Origin of the sequence: Janthinobacterium sp. LS2A, from assembly GCF_036543145.1 — a bacterium.
Lineage (GTDB): Bacteria > Pseudomonadota > Gammaproteobacteria > Burkholderiales > Burkholderiaceae_D > Janthinobacterium > Janthinobacterium aestuarii.
The window spans coordinates 31401-50518 of the sequence record NZ_JAZHPB010000002.1 but is presented as its reverse complement, the minus strand read 5'-3'; the positions used below and the strand labels follow the sequence as shown (position 1 = coordinate 50518).

17 protein-coding genes and 2 tRNA genes are annotated in these 19118 nt (G+C 65.9%); 6 read left to right on the top strand and 13 right to left on the bottom strand.

The genetic code is table 11. The annotated features are described in order from the left end of the window. Positions 1-227: 227 nt before the first annotated feature. Positions 228-1274 carry an aldo/keto reductase gene (locus tag V3C40_RS06040; RefSeq protein WP_331777335.1) on the bottom strand — a complete coding sequence of 349 codons (1047 nt, stop codon included), beginning with the start codon at positions 1272-1274 and terminating at the stop codon, positions 228-230. Then, positions 1274-2323, bottom strand: coding sequence for a quinone-dependent dihydroorotate dehydrogenase (locus V3C40_RS06035; RefSeq protein WP_128142159.1), 1050 nt, complete (start codon positions 2321-2323; stop codon positions 1274-1276). The genes V3C40_RS06040 and V3C40_RS06035 overlap by 1 nt, the downstream gene beginning before the upstream one ends. Positions 2324-2526: 203 nt before the next feature. On the opposite strand from V3C40_RS06035, the gene V3C40_RS06030 reads away from it, so the two are divergent. Then, positions 2527-5838: a S41 family peptidase gene (locus V3C40_RS06030; RefSeq protein WP_331776881.1), complete on the top strand. Its 3312-nt coding sequence runs from the start codon at positions 2527-2529 to the stop codon at positions 5836-5838. A 124-nt stretch (positions 5839-5962) separates the two neighbouring features. Here the strand turns inward: V3C40_RS06030 and V3C40_RS06025 are convergent, their stop codons facing one another. Genes V3C40_RS06025 through V3C40_RS06015 form a run of 3 tightly spaced genes read right to left on the bottom strand, consistent with a single transcriptional unit; the run spans position 5963 to position 8046 of the window. After that, complete coding sequence (locus V3C40_RS06025) at positions 5963-6685, bottom strand: arginyltransferase (protein ID WP_219327656.1); 723 nt, start codon at positions 6683-6685, stop codon at positions 5963-5965. Positions 6686-6739: 54 nt separating this feature from the next. Beyond that, positions 6740-7456, bottom strand: coding sequence for a leucyl/phenylalanyl-tRNA--protein transferase (gene aat / locus V3C40_RS06020; protein ID WP_331776880.1), 717 nt, complete (start codon positions 7454-7456; stop codon positions 6740-6742). Positions 7457-7467: 11 nt separating this feature from the next. Further along, on the bottom strand, positions 7468-8046 hold the full coding sequence (locus V3C40_RS06015; protein ID WP_034747557.1) for an NUDIX hydrolase: 579 nt from the start codon (positions 8044-8046) through the stop codon (positions 7468-7470). A gap of 185 nt (positions 8047-8231) precedes the next feature. Between V3C40_RS06015 and V3C40_RS06010 the strand changes: the two genes are divergently transcribed. Continuing rightward, a tRNA-Met gene (locus V3C40_RS06010) sits at positions 8232-8308 on the top strand. A 129-nt stretch (positions 8309-8437) separates the two neighbouring features. Beyond that, positions 8438-8514, top strand: a tRNA-Met gene (locus tag V3C40_RS06005). 94 nt (positions 8515-8608) lie between these two features. Here the strand turns inward: V3C40_RS06005 and V3C40_RS06000 are convergent. Beyond that, positions 8609-9397 carry a helix-turn-helix transcriptional regulator gene (locus tag V3C40_RS06000; RefSeq protein ID WP_331776879.1) on the bottom strand — a complete coding sequence of 263 codons (789 nt, stop codon included), beginning with the start codon at positions 9395-9397 and terminating at the stop codon, positions 8609-8611. 110 nt (positions 9398-9507) lie between these two features. Between V3C40_RS06000 and V3C40_RS05995 the strand changes: the two genes are divergently transcribed. Next, a complete protein-coding gene (locus tag V3C40_RS05995) occupies positions 9508-10701 on the top strand; it encodes an MFS transporter (protein ID WP_331776878.1) in 1194 nt (397 codons plus the stop codon). Here the strand turns inward: V3C40_RS05995 and V3C40_RS05990 are convergent. Beyond that, positions 10698-13004, bottom strand: coding sequence for a xanthine dehydrogenase family protein molybdopterin-binding subunit (locus tag V3C40_RS05990; RefSeq protein ID WP_331776877.1), 2307 nt, complete (start codon positions 13002-13004; stop codon positions 10698-10700). The two genes, V3C40_RS05995 and V3C40_RS05990, sit on opposite strands and share 4 nt — an antisense overlap. Beyond that, positions 13001-13477: a (2Fe-2S)-binding protein gene (locus V3C40_RS05985; RefSeq protein ID WP_331776876.1), complete on the bottom strand. Its 477-nt coding sequence runs from the start codon at positions 13475-13477 to the stop codon at positions 13001-13003. Before V3C40_RS05985 ends, V3C40_RS05990 begins: the two co-directional genes overlap by 4 nt. Positions 13478-13629: 152 nt before the next feature. Here V3C40_RS05985 and mug point away from each other — a divergent pair, with 152 nt between their 5' ends. Then, entirely contained in the window at positions 13630-14151 is a 522-nt protein-coding gene (mug, locus tag V3C40_RS05980; RefSeq protein ID WP_331776875.1) for a G/U mismatch-specific DNA glycosylase, read from the top strand. On the opposite strand, the gene V3C40_RS05975 is transcribed toward mug, so the two are convergent. Next, the gene (locus V3C40_RS05975) at positions 14084-15046 is read right to left on the bottom strand and encodes a LysR family transcriptional regulator (protein ID WP_331776874.1); all 963 of its coding nucleotides are present in this window, start codon (positions 15044-15046) and stop codon (positions 14084-14086) included. The genes mug and V3C40_RS05975 overlap by 68 nt on opposite strands. A gap of 137 nt (positions 15047-15183) precedes the next feature. On the opposite strand from V3C40_RS05975, the gene V3C40_RS05970 reads away from it, so the two are divergent. After that, positions 15184-16404: an MFS transporter gene (locus tag V3C40_RS05970; RefSeq protein WP_331776873.1), complete on the top strand. Its 1221-nt coding sequence runs from the start codon at positions 15184-15186 to the stop codon at positions 16402-16404. On the opposite strand, the gene V3C40_RS05965 is transcribed toward V3C40_RS05970, so the two are convergent. Genes V3C40_RS05965 through V3C40_RS05950 form a run of 4 tightly spaced genes read right to left on the bottom strand, consistent with a single transcriptional unit; the run spans position 16401 to position 19066 of the window. After that, positions 16401-17192 carry an anti-sigma factor family protein gene (locus V3C40_RS05965; protein ID WP_331776872.1) on the bottom strand — a complete coding sequence of 264 codons (792 nt, stop codon included), beginning with the start codon at positions 17190-17192 and terminating at the stop codon, positions 16401-16403. The two genes, V3C40_RS05970 and V3C40_RS05965, sit on opposite strands and share 4 nt — an antisense overlap. Continuing rightward, on the bottom strand, positions 17189-17704 hold the full coding sequence (locus tag V3C40_RS05960; RefSeq protein ID WP_331776871.1) for an RNA polymerase sigma factor: 516 nt from the start codon (positions 17702-17704) through the stop codon (positions 17189-17191). The genes V3C40_RS05965 and V3C40_RS05960 overlap by 4 nt, the downstream gene beginning before the upstream one ends. Before the next feature lie 21 nt (positions 17705-17725). Beyond that, on the bottom strand, positions 17726-18097 hold the full coding sequence (locus V3C40_RS05955) for a COG4315 family predicted lipoprotein (protein ID WP_058050557.1): 372 nt from the start codon (positions 18095-18097) through the stop codon (positions 17726-17728). Between the two features lie 57 nt (positions 18098-18154). Further along, complete coding sequence (locus tag V3C40_RS05950) at positions 18155-19066, bottom strand: DNA-3-methyladenine glycosylase 2 (RefSeq protein ID WP_331776870.1); 912 nt, start codon at positions 19064-19066, stop codon at positions 18155-18157. Between the last annotated feature and the right edge of the window lie 52 nt (positions 19067-19118).

The following is a 19118-nucleotide window of genomic DNA, read 5'->3' as shown; positions in this document are numbered from 1 at the left end:
GGCACGCGGCGTGCTTACGAATCGTTCTGTCTATCGATATGCAATAAATATCTGAAAGACGTCAACATGGCGCGAGTAGCGCATATGGCCTCGTTTCCAGCATACGACCGGGCAAGGCAAGGCCGCAATGCTGCACAGCAGTAAATTGCCAGCTGTTGTATAAATACGACTATCTGCGATGAGAGTGGGAAGCCTGGCGGCGGCCTGCGCCGCCAGACGGAGCGCGCTTACTGCCCAGGGTTGGGCAGGCTGGCGTGGATGGCGTCGACGGCCGCCACGAGGTCTGGCGACAGGCTGACTTGATGGGCGTCGATATTTTGCTGCAACTGCGCCACGCTGGTGGCGCCGATGATGGTCGAGGCCACGAACCAGCGCGAGTAGCACCAGGCCAGGGCCAGCTGCGCCGGCGTCAAGCCGTGCGCGCGGGCCAGCGCCGCATACTGGGCGGCTGCCGCTATGGTAGCGGGGCGCACGTAGCGTGGACTCCAGCCGGGCGGGAAAATCGTCAGGCGGCCCCTGGCTTGCGGATTGTCGAGGTATTTCGCCGTCAGCTGGCCGAACGCCAGCGGGCTGTAGGCCAGCAAGCTGACATTTTCCCGGTGGCAGGTTTCGTCGAGCAAGCTCGTCTCGAAATGGCGTGCCGTCAGGTTGTACAGGTTCTGGATCGAGGCGATGCGCGGCAAGCCCTTCAGCTCGGCCTGCTTGATGTATTCGCACACGCCCCACGACGATTCGTTCGACACGCCGATGTGGCCGATCTTGCCCTCGTCGACCAGCTTGCCCAGCACGGCCAGCGTGTCTTCGATGGCGACCGACGCGTGTTCCTTGCGCGGGTTGTACACGCTGGCGCCGAAGATGGGCAGGTTGCGGCTGGGCCAATGCAACTGGTACAGGTCGATGTGCTCCGTCTGCAGCCGGCGCAGGCTGTCCTCGACGGCGGCGCGGATGTTGACGGCGTCGTGGTCCGTCTTGCCATTGCGTATCCAGTGCATGCGCGAGTTCGGCCCGGCCACCTTGCTGGCCAGCACGATCTGGCCGCGCTTGCCGCTTTTCTTCAGCCAGCTGCCGATGTAGCGCTCGGTGCTGCCCTGCGTTTGCGCGCTGGCCATCACCGGATACATCTCGGCCGTGTCGATGAAGTTGATACCGCGTTCCAGCGCGTAATCGAGCTGGCTGTGCGCTTCGGCTTCGCTATTCTGCTCGCCGAAGGTCATCGTGCCCAGGCAGATCGTGCTCACTTCCAGGCTGCTGGAACCCAGCTTGACCTTGTCGATCATTTCGCCTGCTTGCCGCGCAACGCGCGGGCGCAATCCTTGATCAGGGCGGGGCCCGCGTAGATCAGGCCGCTGTACAGCTGCACCAGCTGCGCGCCAGCCTCGAACTTGGCCACGGCGTCCAGGCCCTGCATGATGCCGCCCACGCCGATGATGGGCAAGGCGTCGCCCAGTTCCGCTTTCAGCAAGCGGATGACATTGTTCGACAGTTCGAACACGGGCGCGCCCGACAGGCCGCCCGCTTCCGCGCCGTGCGGCATGCCTTCGACGGCGCTGCGCGACAGGGTCGTGTTGGTGGCGATGACGCCGTCGATCTGGTGGCGCGTGAGCGACTCGGCGATGCTTTTCACCTGTTCGCCATCCATGTCCGGCGCGATTTTCAGGGCCAGCGGCACGTAGCGCTTGTGCTTGTCCGCCAGGCGTGCCTGGGCTTCCTTGAGCTGCGACAGCAGGGCGTCGAGTTCGGACGCGCCCTGCAACTGGCGCAAATTCTTCGTGTTCGGCGACGAGATGTTCACCGTCACATAGCTGGCATACGGGTAGACTTTTTCAAGGCACAGCAGGTAATCGTCGGCCGCGCGCTCGATGGGCGTGTCGGCGTTCTTGCCGATGTTCAGGCCCAGCACGCCCGCGCGGTTCTGGTAGAACTTCGACGCCTGCACGTTGGCGACAAAGGCGTCCACGCCGCCATTATTGAAACCCATGCGGTTGATGATGCCCTGCGCCTGCGGCAGGCGGAACATGCGCGGTTTCGGATTGCCCGCCTGCGCGCGCGGCGTGACGGTGCCCACTTCGATGGAACCAAAACCCAGGTCGGCCAGCGCGTCGATGTAGGCGCCATCCTTATCCAGACCGGCGGCCAGGCCGACCGGGTTGGGGAAGGTGATGCCCATCACCGTGCGCGGGTCCGCCGCCGGTTTGCCGGCCAGCTTCGTCAGGCCCAGCGCGCTGGCGCGTTTCAGGGCGGGCAGGGTGAGATGGTGGGCCGCTTCGGCATCCATCGAGAACAGCAGCGGGCGGGCGAGGGAGTACAGGAATTTTTCAGACATGGGGCGCTTTGAGTAGGTGTGCGGGCTGCCGGGAAGGGCTGGCGGCGCGCGAAATAAGTGCCGTATTTTACCGTGTTCCGCGCGGCTGCCGGGTGTATAGTTCTCTTTGGTCTAATGCAACATTAATTCATTCATAATTCGCATCGGGCCGCCGACCTTCCTGTTTTTTCTCTGTTCTGTTGACTTCATAAGCGAGACATCGATTGAAAAAGACACGCATCTTGACGGCCATCGCGGCCGCCAGCGCACTGCTGCTGAGCCACCCGGCCCTGGCCCTGCCCAATACGCAAGACACCCGCATGCTGAGCGAACCGGCCGTCTCCAGCCGCCACATCGCCTTCATCTATGCGGGCGATTTGTGGCTGTCGAACCTCGATGGCGGCGGCGCGCGGCGCCTGACCTCGGACCTGGGCGACAAGTCCAACCCCGTGTTTTCGCCCGACGGCAGCCTGATCGCGTATAGCGCGAATATCGACGGCAATATCGACGTGTATGTGATCGCGGCGGCCGGCGGCGTGCCGCGCCGCCTGACCTTCCACCCGGGCGTGGACCTGGCGCAGTCGTTCACGCCCGATGGCCGGTCCGTGATGTTTACCTCGCCCCGCGCCGCCTTCAACAACCGCTTCCAGAAGCTGTTTACGGTGCCGGTGGCGGGCGGCGTGGAAACGCAGCTGGAAATTCCGAATGCCTCGCGCGCCACGTATTCGCCCGATGGCAAGCGCATCGCGTACAACCCGCTGGCGCCCGCCTTCAAGCAGTGGAAGCGCTACCGGGGCGGCACCAATTCCTGGTTGTGGCTATTTTCGTCCAGCGACAAATCGATCGAGAAAATCCCCCAGCCGACGACGCGCTCGAACGACGTCGATCCCATGTGGATCAAGGACACCGTGTACTTCCGCTCCGACCGCAATGGCGAATTCAACCTGTTCGCCTACGACGTGAAAACGAAGGCCGTGCGCCAGCTGACGCGGCATGCGGACTTCCCCGTGCTGAACGCGTCGGCCGCGAACGGCACCATCGTCTACGAGCAGGCCGGCTATCTGCACGCGTTCGACATCGCCAGCGGCCAGGCGCACAAGCTGACCATCGCCGTGGCCAGCGACCTGGGACAGACGCGCCCACGCTGGGTCAAGAATGCGAAATACATCCGCGACGCGTCGATCTCGCCATCGGGCGCGCGCATCGCCTTCGAGTACCGGGGCGAGATCGTCACCATCCCCGCCGACAAGGGCGACGTGCGCAACCTGACGCAGACGGCCGGCGCCCACGAGCGCACGCCGATCTGGTCGCCCGATGGCCGCTCGGTCGCATATTTCTCGGACGAGTCGGGCGAATATGAACTGCATGTGCGGGCGCAGGATGGCAAGGGCGCGGTGCGCAAGTTCAAGCTCAATGGCAGCGGCTTCTATGACAACGCCGTTTGGTCGCCCGACAGCAGGAAGATCGCGTTTGCCGACAATGGCTGGAGCATGTATGTGATCGACGTCGGCACGGGCAAGGTGCAGAAGGTCGCCACGGAACCGATGTATGGCGTCGACAAGAGCATGCGCGCCTCATGGGCGCCCGACTCGCGCTGGCTGGCCTACACGCTCAACTCGCCCACCTACACGCGCAGCGCCTACATCTATTCCGTCGAGCAGAACAAGTCGATGCCGGTGACCGATGGCCTGTCCGACGTGGCCGAACCTGTGTTCGACAAGAGCGGCAAGTACCTGTACTTCTTCGCGTCGACGAATGCGGGCCCCAGCAACAACTGGTTCTCGCAGCAGAACGAAGACAATCTGGTGACGCGCACCGTGTGGATGGCCGTGTTGCGGCGCGACTTGCCGTCGCCCCTGATCAAGGAAAGCGACGAGGAAAAGGCCGCCAGCACGGAGAGTAAAAAAGACACGGCGAAGGCGGAAGCGGAGCCGAAGACTGAACCGAAGATCGATCCGAAGACGGGCCGCGACGATCCGAAAGTGGTAGTCGCACCGGTGGCGCCGATCAGCATCGACTTCGACGGCATCGCCACGCGCATCGTCGACTTGCCGCTGCCGGCCGCGCAGTTTTCCAGCCTGGCTGCCGGCGCCGCCGGGCAGATCTTTTTGCTGCGCGAAAGCGATGGCAAGAAGGCCGTGCAGCGCTTCGATCTGAAGGAGCGCAAGGCGGAAACCGTGGTCGCGGAGGCCGACGATTTCGAGGTCTCGGCCGACGGCAAGAAGCTGCTGTACCGCCAGAAGGATAACTGGGCCATGGGTTCCGCCACGGGCAAGCTGCTGATGCCGGGCGAAGGCAAGATCAAGGTCGACGCCATCGAAGTAAAAGCCGACCCGCGCGCCGAATGGACGCAGATTTTCAACGAAGTGTGGCGCATCAACCGCGATTATTTCTATGACCCGGGCATGCATGGCGTGGACTGGAAAGCCATGCGCGACAAGTACGCCGTGTTCCTGCCTGAGCTGTCGAGCCGCGCCGACCTGAACCGCCTGATCCAGTGGATGTGCAGCGAACTGGCCGTGGGCCATCACCGCGGCGGTGGCGGTGACGATTTTATCGAGGCGAAGAAGGTGCCGGGGGGGCTCCTGGGCGCCGACTATGAAGTGAGCGACGGCCATTACCGCTTCAAGAAAGTGTATGGCGGCTTGAACTGGAACCCGGCCCTGCGCGCGCCGCTGACGGAGCCGGGCCTGAACGTCAAGGCGGGCGAATACCTGCTGGCCGTCGACAGCCGCCCGCTGGCGCCGCCCACCAATTTGTACAGCGCCTTCGAGAACACGGCCGGCAAGGCCATCGACCTGACCGTCGGTCCATCGGCCGACGGCAAGGGCGCGCGCACGATCACAGTCGTGCCCGTGCCGACCGAGGATGCCTTGCGCAACCGCGACTGGATCGAAGGCAATATGCGCAAGGTCAATGCGGCCACGGGTGGCAAGGTGGCGTACGTGTACGTGCCGAATACGGCGGGCCTGGGCCACACCTACTTCAAGCGCTATTTCTTCCCGCAGGCGGACAGGCAGGCCATCATCGTCGACGAGCGTTTCAATGGCGGCGGCAGCGTGGCCGATTACTACATCGAGATCCTGCAGAAGAAGGAAATCGCCTGGTGGACCATGCGCTACGGCGCCGACATGAAGACGCCGTCCGCGTCGATCCAGGGACCGCGCGCCATGCTGATCGACGAGACGGCCGGTTCGGGCGGCGACCTGCTGCCGTGGATGTTCCGCAAAAATAACTTGGGCCCGCTGATCGGCAAGGCCACGTGGGGCGGCCTGGTGGGCATCCTCGGCTTCCCCGTGCTGATGGATGGCGGCACCATCACGGCGCCGAACCTGGCGTTCTGGACCCGCGAAAACGGCTGGGGCGTGGAAAACGAAGGCGTGCCACCCGATATCGAAGTCGAGCAAACGCCGGCCGACGTCATCGCCGGCCGCGATCCGCAGCTGGAAAAAGCGATTGAAGTGATCCAGGCCGAGCTGGCGAAGAATCCGCCCGTGCTGCCCAAGCGTCCGGCGTTTCCGGACAAGAGCAAGTGAAAGAGTAGGTCGGATTAGCGGAGCGTAATCCGACAATATTGTTGGCGCCGCCGGTGGTGTCGGATTACGCGCTTGCGCGCTAATCCGACCTACCAGCTACCCTCCCAGCGACATGCGCTTGGTTTTACATCACCACCCACTGTCCTTTGATTCTGGCTTCCAGCGGCTTGAAGTTGATTTTATAGGCCATCTTCGGGCTCTGTTCGATCCAGTAGCCGAGATACACATACGGCAGCCCCAGCTCGCGCGCCTGGGCGATCTGCCACAGTACGTTGTAGGTGCCGTACGAGGCGCCCGGCACGTCCGGGTCGAAGAACGTGTAGACGGACGACAGGCCGTCGGCCAGCACGTCGATGATGCTGACCATGCGCAGAATGCCGTCGGCATCGCGGAACTCCACCAGGCGCGTGTTGACTCGGCTTTGCAGCAAAAACTGCGCATACTGGTCGCGGCTGTCCTGGTCCATGCCGCCGCCCGCGTGGCGCGTGCTCTGGTAGCGCAGATACAGTTCGTAGTGTTCGTCGAGGAAGGACAGGGTGGCTACGCCCGCTTGCAGGCCGGCGTGCCGGCTCCAGGCGCGGCGCTGGTTGCGGTTGGGCGTGAAATCGCCCGTCACCACGCGCACGGGGATGCAGGCCTGGCAGCCATCGCAATACGGGCGGTAGGTAAAAATGCCGCTGCGGCGAAAGCCGTTGCGCACCAGTTCCGAATACACGTCGCTGTTGATCAGGTGCGAAGGCGTGGCTACCTGCGAGCGGGCCTGGCGGTCGTCCAGATAGCTGCACGGGTACGGTGCCGTCGTATAGAACTGCAGGGTGGCAAACGGTAGTTCGTTCAGGTGCGTCATGCTGATCCTGTCTGGTCTGTCCGCGGCGGTGTGCCTTGAGCTATCATAGCTTTTTTACGTCGGTGGCGCAGCATGCCAATCGGTGATTTGCGCTGCTTCAATGGCGATCCGTACATGGGCCAGGAAGCGTGCGCGCGAAATGGGCGCCGCGCCCAGCGAGGCCAGGTGTCTGGTTTCTTGCTGACAGTCAATCATGGCCACGCCGCGCGCCTGCAAAAACCGTAGGAGGTGGGCCAGCGCGATCTTCGAGCCATCGGAAACACGGGCGAACATCGATTCGCCATAGAACATGCGGCCGATCGACACGCCATACGCGCCGCCCACCAGTTCACCGTCAAACCACAGTTCCGACGAATGCGCGTAGCCCAGCTTGTGCAAGCCCGTGTAGCCGGCGATGATTTCGTCCGAAATCCAGGTGCCCGGGCCATCCTTGCGCGGCGCCGCGCAGGCGCGCATGACGGCCTCGAAATCGCCGTCGAAGCGCAGCTGCCAGCGGCCATCCGTGGCGGCGCTGCGCTCGACCTTGCGGATCGCCTTGGCCAGGCTGTCGGACACCTTGAAATCTTCCGTCATCAGCACCATGCGCGGATCGGTGCTCCACCACAGTATGGGCTGGCCTTCGGAAAACCAGGGGAAGATGCCGCGCCGGTAGGCGTCGAGCAGGCGCGCGGGCGACAGGTCGGCGCCGGCCGCCAGCAGGCCGGGCGCCTCGTCGGTCAGGGCGTGCGAGACGTCGGGGAACGGGGTGTGGATGTCGAGCCAGGGAATCATGCGGCAGTTGCTTATTCTGCGTCCGCGCGCGCCATCGGGCGCGTGATGTCGCCCGTATGGACGCCGTAGCTGCCGCCTTCGCGGATTTTCACGCGGTCGGCAAAGAACAGTTCCAGGGTGGCGCGGATGGTGGGGAAGGCCAGGTCATCCCAGGGAATCTGCGCTTCCGTAAACAGCTGCACGTCCAGGCTTTCGATGCCGGGCGCGAAATCGAGGTCGCGCAAACGCGCCAGGTAGAACAGGTGCACCTGGTGCACGCGCTGCACGTTCAGCAGCGAAAACAGGGGGCCCAGTTCGATATTCGCGCCCGCTTCCTCCACCGTTTCGCGTTCGGCCGCGTCGGACGTCGTTTCATCGTTTTCCATGAAGCCGGCCGGCAGCGTCCAGTAACCGAGGCGCGGCTCGATGGCCCGCTTGCACAGCAAGACCTGCAGCTGCCCATCTTCTTCCCAGACGGGAATCGAGCCGACCACCATTTTCGGGTTCTGGTAATGGATGGCGTCGCAGTTGGCGCACACATAGCGGGGACGGTTGTCGCCTTCCGGAATGGACAGGCTGACAGGATGGGCGCATTCGGAGCAGAATTTCATGGGCAGCTTAGGATAAGAGATGTCTCGTGTAACGCTTACTGTACACCGATTGCGTGCCGCGTGGCGAGCAGCGCAGGCACGATTGGCTGCCGCTCATGCCGCCTGCGTATTCATTAGATTGGTCTATTACGGTTGAATTTGAGATAGCTATTGCCTAAGCCACCCGTTTGCCCTTATAATTCTTGTGCGGGGTGGAGCAGTCTGGCAGCTCGTCGGGCTCATAACCCGAAGGTCACAGGTTCAAATCCTGTCCCCGCAACCAATACCGGAAAGCCGCTGACTCTTGCAAAAGATCAGCGGCTTTTTTCATTCTCAAGCCGCCCACGCAGCTCTTCCAGCCCGCTGCCGCGATTAGCTCCCCGCAGTGCAGCAAACTGGTATATAATTCGCCTGCGGGGTGGAGCAGTCTGGCAGCTCGTCGGGCTCATAACCCGAAGGTCACAGGTTCAAATCCTGTCCCCGCAACCAATTCGAAGCCGCTGGTTCCTCGCAAGAGGGCCAGCGGTTTTTTCGTTGTGCGCCCCGTTGTGCGCCCCGTTGTGCGCCCCGTTGTGCGTCCCGTTTACTCCGGCGCCTGGCGCGCATACACGACCAGGCGCAAGTGGCGGTCCGCATCGATGGTCAGCGAGGTGTACTCATACGCGACCTGCTCGCCGTCGATTGTCAGCTGGCGCACGCCTGCACACGGCGCATGCACGTCGTGGCGGCGCCACCACAGCTTGAATTCGGGCGAGACTTTTTCCAGTTCCTGCACCAGCGCGTGGATATCGGCTTCCTGCGTGGCGCGCGCATAGTCGCGGCGAAAGCTCGACAGCATCAGTGGCGCCTGCTCTTCCCAGGCCGTGAAGCGTGCGCGCAGCAGCGGATCCGTAAACAACAGCCACAGCAGATTGCGGCGCGAGGCGGCATGCGCGCCGAAACCAAACAGCGCGTCCGTGCCCGCATTGAACGCCAGCACGTCCCAGCGCAGGTTGAGCACATAGGCCGGATGCGCCAGTTCGTGCATCAGGCGGCGCACCGGCGGCGGCACCACGCAAAACGTCTTGCCTTCTTCGGCCGGCGGGCGCGCATGCGCGAGCAGGAACAGGTGGCGGCGCTCGCCCGCGTCCAGTTTCAGCACTTCGGCCAGCTTGTCGAGAAAGGCGCTCGAGACGCCGATGTCGCGCCCTTGTTCCAGCCACGTGTACCAGGTCAGCCCCACGCCAGCCAGCGCCGCCACTTCTTCGCGGCGTAGGCCGGGCGTGCGCCGCCGTCCTCCGCCGGGCAAGCCCACGTCTTCCGGCGACAGCCGCGCGCGCCGCGCCTGCAGGTAGGCGGCCAGTTCGTGGCGGGTGCGGGCTAAAGTGCGCATGTTGCGGTCTTTCCGGTGAGCCTGTTGCTATCAGTAATAGCATAAACAGTTAAATTGTAATTGTTTATATTGTATTCCAGAATGCCTGCTTTCTTTCCGAAGGCTTGCCCATGTCTGACTCTTTCCACAGCGCCCCCGCAGTTGGCACTACCGCGCTTCCCGCCGCCGTCTACCTGATCGCCATTGGCGCGTTCGCGCTGGGCATGGCGTCGTATGTGACGGCGGGCCTGATGCCGATGATCGCCGGGGCGTTTTCCGTTTCCCTGGCGATGGCCGCGCAACTGGTGACGGCGTTCACCCTGGCCTATGGCCTCGGCTCGCCCTTGGCCGTGGCCTTGCTGCCGGCGCGCGCGCAGCGCTCCGGCCTCCTGATCGCGCTGGCCGTGTTCGTGCTGGCGAACGGGGCTAGCGCGCTGGCGTCCGGTTTCAGCGGTTTGCTCGCATGGCGCGCCATTGCGGGCATCGGTGCCGGCGTCTACCTGGCGCTCGGTATCGCGGCGGCGGCGGGTGTGTCGGCGCCGCAGCAGCGGGGCAAGGCCATCGGCGTGATCATGGGCGGCATGGCGGGCGGCACGGTGCTGGGCGTGCCATTGAGCTTGCTGCTGGCGCAGCAGCTGGGCTGGACGGCGGCCCTGTGGCTGGTGACTCTTTTGGGCGGGCTGGCGCTGGCGGGCTTGCTGTGGCAGCTGCCCGCGCTGCCGGCGGCACCGGCGATTTCTCTGCGCCGCAAACTGGCCTTGCTGGCCGATGGGCAGGTGCTGGCCATCTTGCTCGTGTCCTTGCTGGCGGCCATCGCCAGCCTGGGCATGTACACGTTTATCGCGCCGCTGCTGGCGTGGTCCGCGAACGGTATGGCGATGTCCGCCACGCCCTTCCTGTGGGCGTGGGGCGTGGGAGGGATCGTGGGCAGTGTGCTGGTCGGGCCATGGGCGGACAAGGTGGCGGCGCCGAAGCTGACCTGCATCATCTTGCTGCTGCTGGCGCTGGCCTTGTGCGCGCTGCCGCTGGCGGCCGGCTGGTCGGCCTGGCTGATGCTGGCGCCGATCGCGCTGTGGGGCGCGGCTGGCTGGGCCCTGCAAGTGCCGCAAAACCAGCAACTGCTGGCCGTGCGCGCGCGGCAGGGCGACGGCAATCTGGCCATCGCCCTCAACGAATCGGCGCTGTACCTGGGCAGCGCCATCGGCGCCGCCACGGGCGGCCTGCTGCTCCTGCTCAACTGGCCGATGTGGCTGCTGGCGGCAGGCGCCGCCTTGGTCGCCACTGCGGCGTTGCTGCTGCAGTGGCCTGCCGCGCGGCGGACTTAAGCCTTTTTCGCCAGCTGCATGCCCACGGGCAGGGCGCGGATGCGCTTGCCCGTGGCGGCGAAGATGGCGTTGCACAGGGCCGGGGCGATCGGCGGCGTGGCCGGTTCGCCCACGCCGCCGAGCTCCATGTCCAGGGTGCCCGGCACCAGATGCGTGTGGATCACGCGCGGCGCGTCGGCGGCGCGCAGCACGGCGTAGTCGTGGAAATTGCTTTGCTCCACCCGGCCATTTTTAAAGCTGATCTCGCCGCTCATGGCCAAGGACAGGCCCATGATGCAGGCGCCCTCGATCTGCGAGCGCACGCGGTCCGGGTTGATCTGCGGGCCGCAATCCATGGCGATGTCGACTCTCGGCACGATGACTTCGCCGGCCGCATTGATCTCCACTTCGATCACGGCCGCCACATAGGTGACGAAACTGTAGGACACGGCCAGGCCCAGTCCCCGTCCCTTGGGCAGCTTGCGGCCCCAGCCCGCCTTGGCCGTCGCCAGCTCGATCACGTGGCGCATGCGGCCGATATCGACCGGATACTTCGCCGGGTCTTCGCCATAGTTCCAGCCGTCGGACAGGTCGGCCGGGTTGATCTTGCGCGCGGGGCCCAAGAGCGACAGCAGGTAGTCGCGGTGGTCCTTCTTTGCCGCGTGGGCCAGTTCGGCCGTGAACGACTGGATGGCAAACGCGTGCGGGATGTTCGACACGGAACGGAACCAGCCGATGCGCGTATGGGCCGGCACTTCGGGCACTTCGACGCGGATGTTTGCGATGGCAAACGGCACGTTGATGGCCGACATGCCCAGCTCGAACGGCGCCTGCTTGTTTGCGCCGGCGGCAAAGGTCGAGGTGATGGTGGGGGCGGCAGTGCGGTGCAGCCAGGCCGTCGGCATGCCTTTCGCGTCCAGCGACGCTTCCAGCCGTTCGACGGACACCGTATGCAGATAGTCGTGCTGCAGGTCGTCGTCGCGCGTCCACGTCAGCTTGACGGGCGCACCATCCATGGCCTTCGACAGCAGCGCCGCCTCGACGGCGAAATCGGGTTTCGATTTGCGCCCGAAGCCACCGCCCAGCAAGGTCACGTGGACGGTCACATCGTCGTACGACAAGCCCAGGGCCTTGGCCACGTTGCTGCGCGTCGCTTGCGGCGCCTGCACGCAGGCCCACACTTCGGCCTTGCCGTTGGCGATGCGCACGGTGGCGGCGGGCGGCTCCATGGTGGCGTGGGCCAGGTGGGGCAGATAGTATTCGGCGCTCAGTTTGCGCGCGGCGGGAGCGGCGGCCAGGGTAGCCACCGTCTTGCCCTGGTCGCGCGCCGGGCTGGCCGGCTGGCGCACGGCCGCTTCCAGCGTCTTGCGGAAGGCTTTCGAGTCGTAATCGCCGTTCGGGCCATCTTCCCATTCCAGCACCAGCGCTTCGCGGCCCTTGATGGCGGCCCAGGTGTTACGCGCGATGACGGCCACGCCGCCCAGCGGATTGAACATGGCCGGCGGCGGGCTGCCCGCCAGTTCGACGATGCGCAGCACGCCAGGCACCTTCAGGGCCGCCGTCTTGTCCACGCTTTTCAGCTTGCCGCCGAAGACGGGTGGACGGGCGATGACGGCATACGCCATGCCATCGAGGCGCGTGTCGATGCCGAAGTGGGTATTGCCCGTGACGATGTCGCGCAGGTCGATGCCGCGCGTGCTGGTCTGGCCGATGTAGCGCAGCTCGTCCACCGTTTTCAGGCTGATGCGCGCGCGTGGCGGCACCGGCAATTTGGCCGCTTCCTCGGCCAGCGCGCCGAACGACAGCGAGCGTCCGCTGGCCGCATGCACGACCGCATGGTTGACGGCTTTCACCTCGGTGACTGGCACGTCCCAGCGCACGGCGGCCGCCGTTTCCAGCATCAGGCGCGCCGTGGCGCCCACGTGGCGCATGGCGCGGAACGAGTGGCGCATGCTGCGCGAACCGTCCGTATCCTGGCTGCCGTAGCGCGCCTCGTCGGCCGGCGCCTGCTGCACGCGCACCTGCGCCCAGTCGGCGCCCAGTTCGTCGGCCGCCACCATGGGCAGGCTGGTGCGGATGCCCTGGCCCATTTCGGAGCGGTGCACCACGATGGTGACGATGCCGTCGGCGGCCACCGACAGGAAGACCAACGTGTCGTCGACCACGCCGCCGGCCATCTTGTCGCCGCCGTACTTGACGGCGTCGGCCGCCATCACGAGGCCGGAAGGACCGGCCAGCAAAGTCAAACCGGCCAGCGCGCCGGCCGCCTTGAGCCAGTTGCGCCGCGCGGATGAATGTAAAGTCGGAGTGTCATGGATGCTCATTTGGCCGCTCCTTTTGCGTTGATGCTGGTGGCGGCCTGCTTGATGGCCGCGTGGATGCGCGTATAGGTGCCGCAGCGGCAGATATTGCCGCTCATCGCTTCGCGGATTTGCTGGTCGTTCGGCTTGGGCGTCTTGTGCAGCAGGGCCGTGGCCGACATGATTTGCCCGGCCTGACAGTAGCCGCATTGGGGCACGCCGTGTTCCTGCCACGCTTGTTGTAAGGCCTGGCCCACCTTGTCTTCGCCCACGGCTTCGATGGTGGTGATCTTCTTGCCGGCGGCGGCCGACACCGGCGTCACGCAGGAGCGGATGGCTACACCATCGAGGTGCACGGTGCAGGCGCCGCACAGGGCCATGCCGCAGCCGAACTTGGTGCCGGTCATGCCCAGTTCGTCGCGCAAGGCCCACAGCAGGGGCGTGTCTTCAGGCAGTGCAAGGTCGTGCTGCTTGCCATTGATGGTCAGGGTCGTCATGTGTATTCCTCTGTGGGGGATGGTGCGGGGACGCGCGACGGCCATCCGCCAAACGGATTAGCTCATCAGTATGGGATGGTAGCACCAGCCGCCATGCGCTGCAGGGCGTGGGGCCCGGTGGCATACTGCGGCTTCTGATATGGGAGTTCTCCATGACATACATCGCAGCGGCGCAAGGCTTGCCGGACATCCTCGCTCCCGGCTTGCGGGTGGTTTTTTGCGGCCTCAATCCCGGCGTGGACGCGGCAGCGGCCGGCCACCATTTTCTCGGCCGCGGCAACCGCTTCTGGCCCGTGCTGCACCTGGCCGGCTTCACGCCGCATCTGGTGGCGCCGCAAGACGATGCCAGCGTGCTCGGTTTCGGACTGGGACTGACGGCGGCCGTCGGGCGCCCGACCAGCCGCGCGGACCAGGTGGGGGCGGACGAATTCGCGCAGGCGGCGGCGGGCCTGCAACATAAACTGGCGTCGATGCGGCCGCAGTGGATCGCCTTCCTGGGCAAAGCCGCCTACGCGGCGATGACGGGCAAGCGCCAGCTGGAGTGGGGCGAACAGCCGGAGCGCTTCGGCGGCGCGCGCGTGTGGATCTTGCCCAATCCGAGTGGCCTCAATCGCGGCTATTCGAAGGAGCGGCTGGTCGACGCGTATACGGAACTCCAACGCGCGCTGGACTGACGTCCAGTGCCACGGCGCGCAACAGCGGCGTGACGAAATCGAGGAAGGCGCGCAATTTCAAGGGCAGCGGCGCTTGTCCCTTGTGCAGCAGGCTGACGGGCAAGGGCGCCGCTTCGAACGGTGCGAGCACGATGCGCAGCCTGTCGCCGCGCAGGGCGTCCATGACCTGGTATGACAGCACGCGGATCACGCCCGCGTCCAGGGTGGCGGCGGCGATTGCCGCGTCCACCGTATTGACGGCCAGGCGCGAGTGCACGGGCACGGACTGCGCAGCCTTGCCCGTGCCGAAGACCCAGGCGCGCCGCGATTCCAGCACCTCAAAACTGATGCAGGCATGCGCGGCCAGGTCGCCCGGCGCAGTTGGCGTGCCATGCGCGGCCAGGTAGCCGGGGCTGGCGCAGACGACCCGGCGCACCGTGCCGACCCGCGTCGCCACGAAGCTGCTGTCGGGCAGGTCGCCGATGCGCACGGCCACGTCGACCTGCTCGTCCATCAGGTGCAGGACGCGGTCCGTCAGTACCAGCTTGATCTCGATGTCCGGATAGCGGGCGAGGAACGCCGCCACCACGGGCACGATGTGCAGGCGTCCGAACATGACGGGCGCCGTGATCGTCAGTTCGCCTTTCGGCACCGCGTATTCGCCCGTCGCAATACGCTCCGCTTCGCCGATCTCTTCGAGGATGCGGCGGCACGCGGCCACGTAGGAGTGGCCCGCCTCCGTCAGCGACAGCTGGCGCGTCGTGCGGTGCAGCAGGCGCGTGTTGAGGTGCGCTTCCAGCGCCGCCACCTTGCGGCTGACGTTGGCCAGCGGCATGCCGAGATGGCGTGCGGCGGCCGACAGGCTGCCCGCGTCCACCACGGCCAGCAGGATGGTCATGGATTCCAGTCTATCCATCGCTTGCTCTCATGTGATCCTGTCAAATATTGGAAGAATGATTCTCAATCTTATGGGATTCTCTTTGTTGGTGCAAGTAAGTAAGCTGGTCTCCTTCGCTGCGGCACGTCGCCGCGGCAACTTGAAAGGAGAGCGCCATGCGCCCCACACCCATTCCCCCGCCCGATGCACACACCGTGGCGTCCGCGCCGCGCGGCAAGATCCTCATGATGGCGGTAATCGCTGGTGCGGTCATCACCAACATCTATTGCACCCAGCCTATCCTGCCCCTGATCCAGTCCGGCCTCGGTGTCGATCTGGCGGCCGTCAACCTGGTCGCCGGCGCGGCGCTGCTGGGCTTTGCCACGGGGCTGGCGCTGCTGCTGCCGCTGGGCGACCGCGTCGACCGGCGCACCCTGGTGCTGGGGCAGATCGCGCTGGCTTTCGTTTGCGCCCTGGCGGCGGCGCTGGCACCGGGCATCTGGCCGCTGATCGGCGCTTCGTTTGGCCTGGGCATCGTCAGCTGCGTGCCGCAGCAACTGGTGCCGCTCGCCGCGAGCATGTCGCCGCCCGCTGAGCGCGGCCGTTCCGTCGGCACGGTGGTCAGCGGCATCATGGTGGGCATCCTGCTCGGGCGCACGGTGGCCGGCGTGGTGGGCGAGGCCTGGGGCTGGCGCGCCGTGTACGCCATGGAAGCGGCATTCATGGTGCCCGTGTGGATCGCGGCGGCGGCCTTGCTGCCACGCGGGAAACCGGGTAGCCAGCTCTCCTACCTTGGCTTGCTGGCGTCGTTGTGGCCACTGGCGCGCGACCATCGCCCCCTGCGCGAATCGATGCTGATCCAGGCGCTGTTGTGGGCCTGCTTCAATGCGTTCTGGGTCAACCTGGCCTCGCTGCTGGCCAACGGTCCATGGCACTTGGGCAGCGCCTGGGCTGGCGCCTTCGGCATCATCGGCGCGGCCGGCGCGCTGGCCGCCACCGTGGGCGGCAGGGCCACCGACAGACTCGGTTCGCGCACGGTCATTGGCCTGAGCATCGCCATCGTGACCTTGTCCTACGTACTGCTGGCGGGCGCCGCCTCGTCGCTGGTCTTGCTGGTGATCGGCGTCATCGTGCTCGACATCGGCGTGCAGGCCGCCCTGGTAGCCAACCAGACGCGCGCCTTTGCCGTCGATCCGGCCGCCCAGGGCCGCATCAACAGTCTGTACATGACGGCGACCTTCATCGGCGGCGCCGCCGGCGTGGCGGTGAGCGGCTGGCTGATGCAGCGTTTCGGCTGGACGGGCGTGGCGGTGTTTGGCGTTGTATTGGGCTTGCTGGCCGGAGCGATCCACCTGGCCGGATCACGCGCACAGCGGCGCGCGCCAACCTTAACTTAACGCGGCTGTTCCAGCTGCGCGTACACGGCGCCGGCGATCTTGCCCAGTTCCTGCTTGGGCAGGTTCGCCGAGAGGGCATAACCGAGCTGGCCGTCGATCCAGTAAAACACGCTCAATTCCTTTTCCTGCGTGTAGCGGAAGGCCGTTTCCTGCCTGCCGGCCCGCTCTTTCGCCACGTACAGGGTCAGGCGCTTGCCGCCGCCATCTTCATACATGAATTGCGCCACGGGGCCGTCGCCATCGCCGGGCAGCAAGCGTCCGCCGATCAAGTGATAACCGAGCGGCGACAGCGCGGGCGGCTGCAATTTCGTGCCCAGGCGTTTCGACAGCCATTGCACCAGGTGCGCCTCCTGTTCCGCGCCCACCTCGACGGGGTGGCGCACTTCGGGCGTGTAGACGGCATGGGCGATGGCGGCGCTGCGCGCCAGGGAGATCGGGCTGGCGCTGGCGGTGATGCTGTCGCCACCATCGCCGCGCAGCAGCCAGCCGCCCGCGCCGCCAGCGATCACCAGCACTACGGCCGCTGCTGCCTGCATGGCGGGGCGCTGCCAGGCGCCGTTCGCCGCCGGTGGCGATGCCGCTTGCAGCAGGGCCGGTGGCACGGTTTCGTCCAGCACGGGGTCGAACAGGGCGCGCAATTGCCGGTTCTGTGCACGCCAGGCGTCGACTCGGGCGGCGTCTTCGGGATGCGCGCGCAGGTGATCGTCGATGGCCGCGCGCTGTTCCTCGGGCAGGACGCCGTCGGCCAGGGCGTGCAATTGCGCTTCGCTGATGGCTTGCGTTGTCATTTCACGACTCTCAGGGTGGGGGCGCCATGGCTGCCAACGGGGCGGCCGTCGAGCAGTTCGCGCAGCCGCTCGCGCCCGCGCGATAAACGTGACATGACGGTGCCGACGGGGATGTCCAGGGTGGCCGCCACCTGCTCGTACGGCATCTGTTCCAGCGCGACGAGCAGGATCACTTCACGCTGCCCCAGCGGCAAGCGGGCCAGCGCCGCATCCATTTCGCCGATGGCGATGGACTGCCCCGGCGTGCGCTCGGGCGCGGGCAGCAGGGCGTCGTCGTCGAGCTCCTGCAGCGCCAGGCCGGGGCGGCGCAATTGATCCACGTGCAGGTTGTGCATGATGGAGAACAGCCAGGGCCGCATCTCGCCGCCGCGCTGGTTCAGCTTGCGCCAGGCCCGCTCCACGGTGTCCTGCACCAGGTCGTCCGCATGCAGGGCGCCCGCCAGCGCGCGCGCATAGCGGCGCAGGCCGGGCAGGCACGCTTGCAGCTGGCGGCTATCGTCTTGCGTGGCCATCGTGGCGGCGGGAAGGGCTGCTTACGGCTTGACGACGTGCCACACGTTCTTGAAATTGTCGCCGGCCACGTCGCCCGGCTTCTTGTCTTCCTTGTACAGGTACAGAGGCTTGCCCTTGTAGGTCAGCTGCATGGCGCCGTTGTCTTCGCGCTTGATGCTGCCATACGGGGCGGCGGGCGCCGCTTCGGTGGCGATGACGGCGGGCCAGGCCACCAGGCAGCCGCCGCTGCAGGCGCTCTTGCCGCTGTCGGCGACATCCTTGTCGAACACGTAGACGGTCATGCCGCTGGCGTTGACCAGCATGCCGTTGGCGGGCATGACGTCGGCGGCGAACGCCAGCGGGGCGGACAAGGCGGTGAACAGGGCGGTGGCGGCAAAAGTGGTAAAGCGCATGATGGTCTCCTTGAGGTTTTGGGGGCTTGCAAGGGATAGACGCGTGCCGCCCGCCGTTTATTCCCGCGCTGGCGGATTATTTTTTGGATGCAGGCTGGCCCACAGGTGGGCCGCCGCCATGGTGCGGTGCGGCGCGTACTGGCGCAGCCACTGTTCCGTGCGCGCCATGTCCGGTTTCGTTACTTCGCCGAGCAGCTTTTGCAGGGCGGCGCGGATGGCCACGTCGCCGTGCAGCGAGCAGTCGGCATAGCCGTAGCCGCGCAGCAGCGCGTAGTTGACGGTCCACGGGCCGATGCCTTTCACGGCCAGCAGCGCTTGCGATATCGCCGCCACGTCACCGGAGGGCGGCAGCTCCAGCGACAGTTCTCCCTCATCGACGAGGCGCGCCAGGCGCAGCACGGTTTCCGCCTTGGCGCGCGAGAATTTGCGGCTGGTCAGCTCTTCCACCGACAACCGTGCCACGTCGCGCGCCTCGGGATAGCACCACAAGCCGCTGCCGTGCCGGCGTCCCGCCTGCAGAATGAAAGTACGGCGCAGGGAAATGGCGAACGGCAGGTTGATCTGCTGGCCGATGATGGCCCAGGTCAGCGCTTCGAAGGGGCTGGCCGATTGCACGATGCGCAGTCCCGGATTGACGCTGACCAGAGGCGCCAGCAGCGGGTCGCCGGCGGCCAGTTGCGCGAACGGCTGCGGGTCGATGCGCAGGCCGAGGATGTTCAGCAAGGCGCCGTGCAGCGGTGTTTGAAGGCCGGCATCGGTATCGCCATCGATGTCTGCCTGGCAGACGGCCGCAGCGTCCGTGAAGGCGACGTCCAGCACGACCGGCACGCCCTGCATCAGGATGCCCTTGCGCAGGCCCGTTGGCGTGACTTGTTCGGCCACGGCTTCCCCATCGCGGCTGTGGAAGGCGATGACGTCGTCGCGGCGGTAGCCGGCGGGCAGGGGGAGGGTCCAGTGCAGCAGGGTCATGGTGGGCAGGGAATCAGGCAGCGTATCAGGGACGGTATCAGGGAGGCGATGC

What these genes read in the sequence shown, in the direction of transcription:
- V3C40_RS06035 (WP_128142159.1), bottom strand. Translation starts at nt 2,323, where the DNA reads ATGTCTGAAAAATTCCTGTACTCCCTCGCCCGCCCGCTGCTGTTCTCG.
- V3C40_RS06025 (WP_219327656.1), bottom strand. Translation starts at nt 6,685, where the DNA reads ATGACGCACCTGAACGAACTACCGTTTGCCACCCTGCAGTTCTATACG.
- aat (WP_331776880.1), bottom strand. Translation starts at nt 7,456, where the DNA reads ATGATTCCCTGGCTCGACATCCACACCCCGTTCCCCGACGTCTCGCAC.
- V3C40_RS06015 (WP_034747557.1), bottom strand. Translation starts at nt 8,046, where the DNA reads ATGAAATTCTGCTCCGAATGCGCCCATCCTGTCAGCCTGTCCATTCCG.
- V3C40_RS06000 (WP_331776879.1), bottom strand. Translation starts at nt 9,397, where the DNA reads ATGCGCACTTTAGCCCGCACCCGCCACGAACTGGCCGCCTACCTGCAG.
- V3C40_RS05995 (WP_331776878.1), top strand. Translation starts at nt 9,508, where the DNA reads ATGTCTGACTCTTTCCACAGCGCCCCCGCAGTTGGCACTACCGCGCTT.
- V3C40_RS05990 (WP_331776877.1), bottom strand. Translation starts at nt 13,004, where the DNA reads ATGAGCATCCATGACACTCCGACTTTACATTCATCCGCGCGGCGCAAC.
- V3C40_RS05985 (WP_331776876.1), bottom strand. Translation starts at nt 13,477, where the DNA reads ATGACGACCCTGACCATCAATGGCAAGCAGCACGACCTTGCACTGCCT.
- mug (WP_331776875.1), top strand. Translation starts at nt 13,630, where the DNA reads ATGACATACATCGCAGCGGCGCAAGGCTTGCCGGACATCCTCGCTCCC.
- V3C40_RS05975 (WP_331776874.1), bottom strand. Translation starts at nt 15,046, where the DNA reads ATGGATAGACTGGAATCCATGACCATCCTGCTGGCCGTGGTGGACGCG.
- V3C40_RS05970 (WP_331776873.1), top strand. Translation starts at nt 15,184, where the DNA reads ATGCGCCCCACACCCATTCCCCCGCCCGATGCACACACCGTGGCGTCC.
- V3C40_RS05965 (WP_331776872.1), bottom strand. Translation starts at nt 17,192, where the DNA reads ATGACAACGCAAGCCATCAGCGAAGCGCAATTGCACGCCCTGGCCGAC.
- V3C40_RS05960 (WP_331776871.1), bottom strand. Translation starts at nt 17,704, where the DNA reads ATGGCCACGCAAGACGATAGCCGCCAGCTGCAAGCGTGCCTGCCCGGC.
- V3C40_RS05955 (WP_058050557.1), bottom strand. Translation starts at nt 18,097, where the DNA reads ATGCGCTTTACCACTTTTGCCGCCACCGCCCTGTTCACCGCCTTGTCC.
- V3C40_RS05950 (WP_331776870.1), bottom strand. Translation starts at nt 19,066, where the DNA reads ATGACCCTGCTGCACTGGACCCTCCCCCTGCCCGCCGGCTACCGCCGC.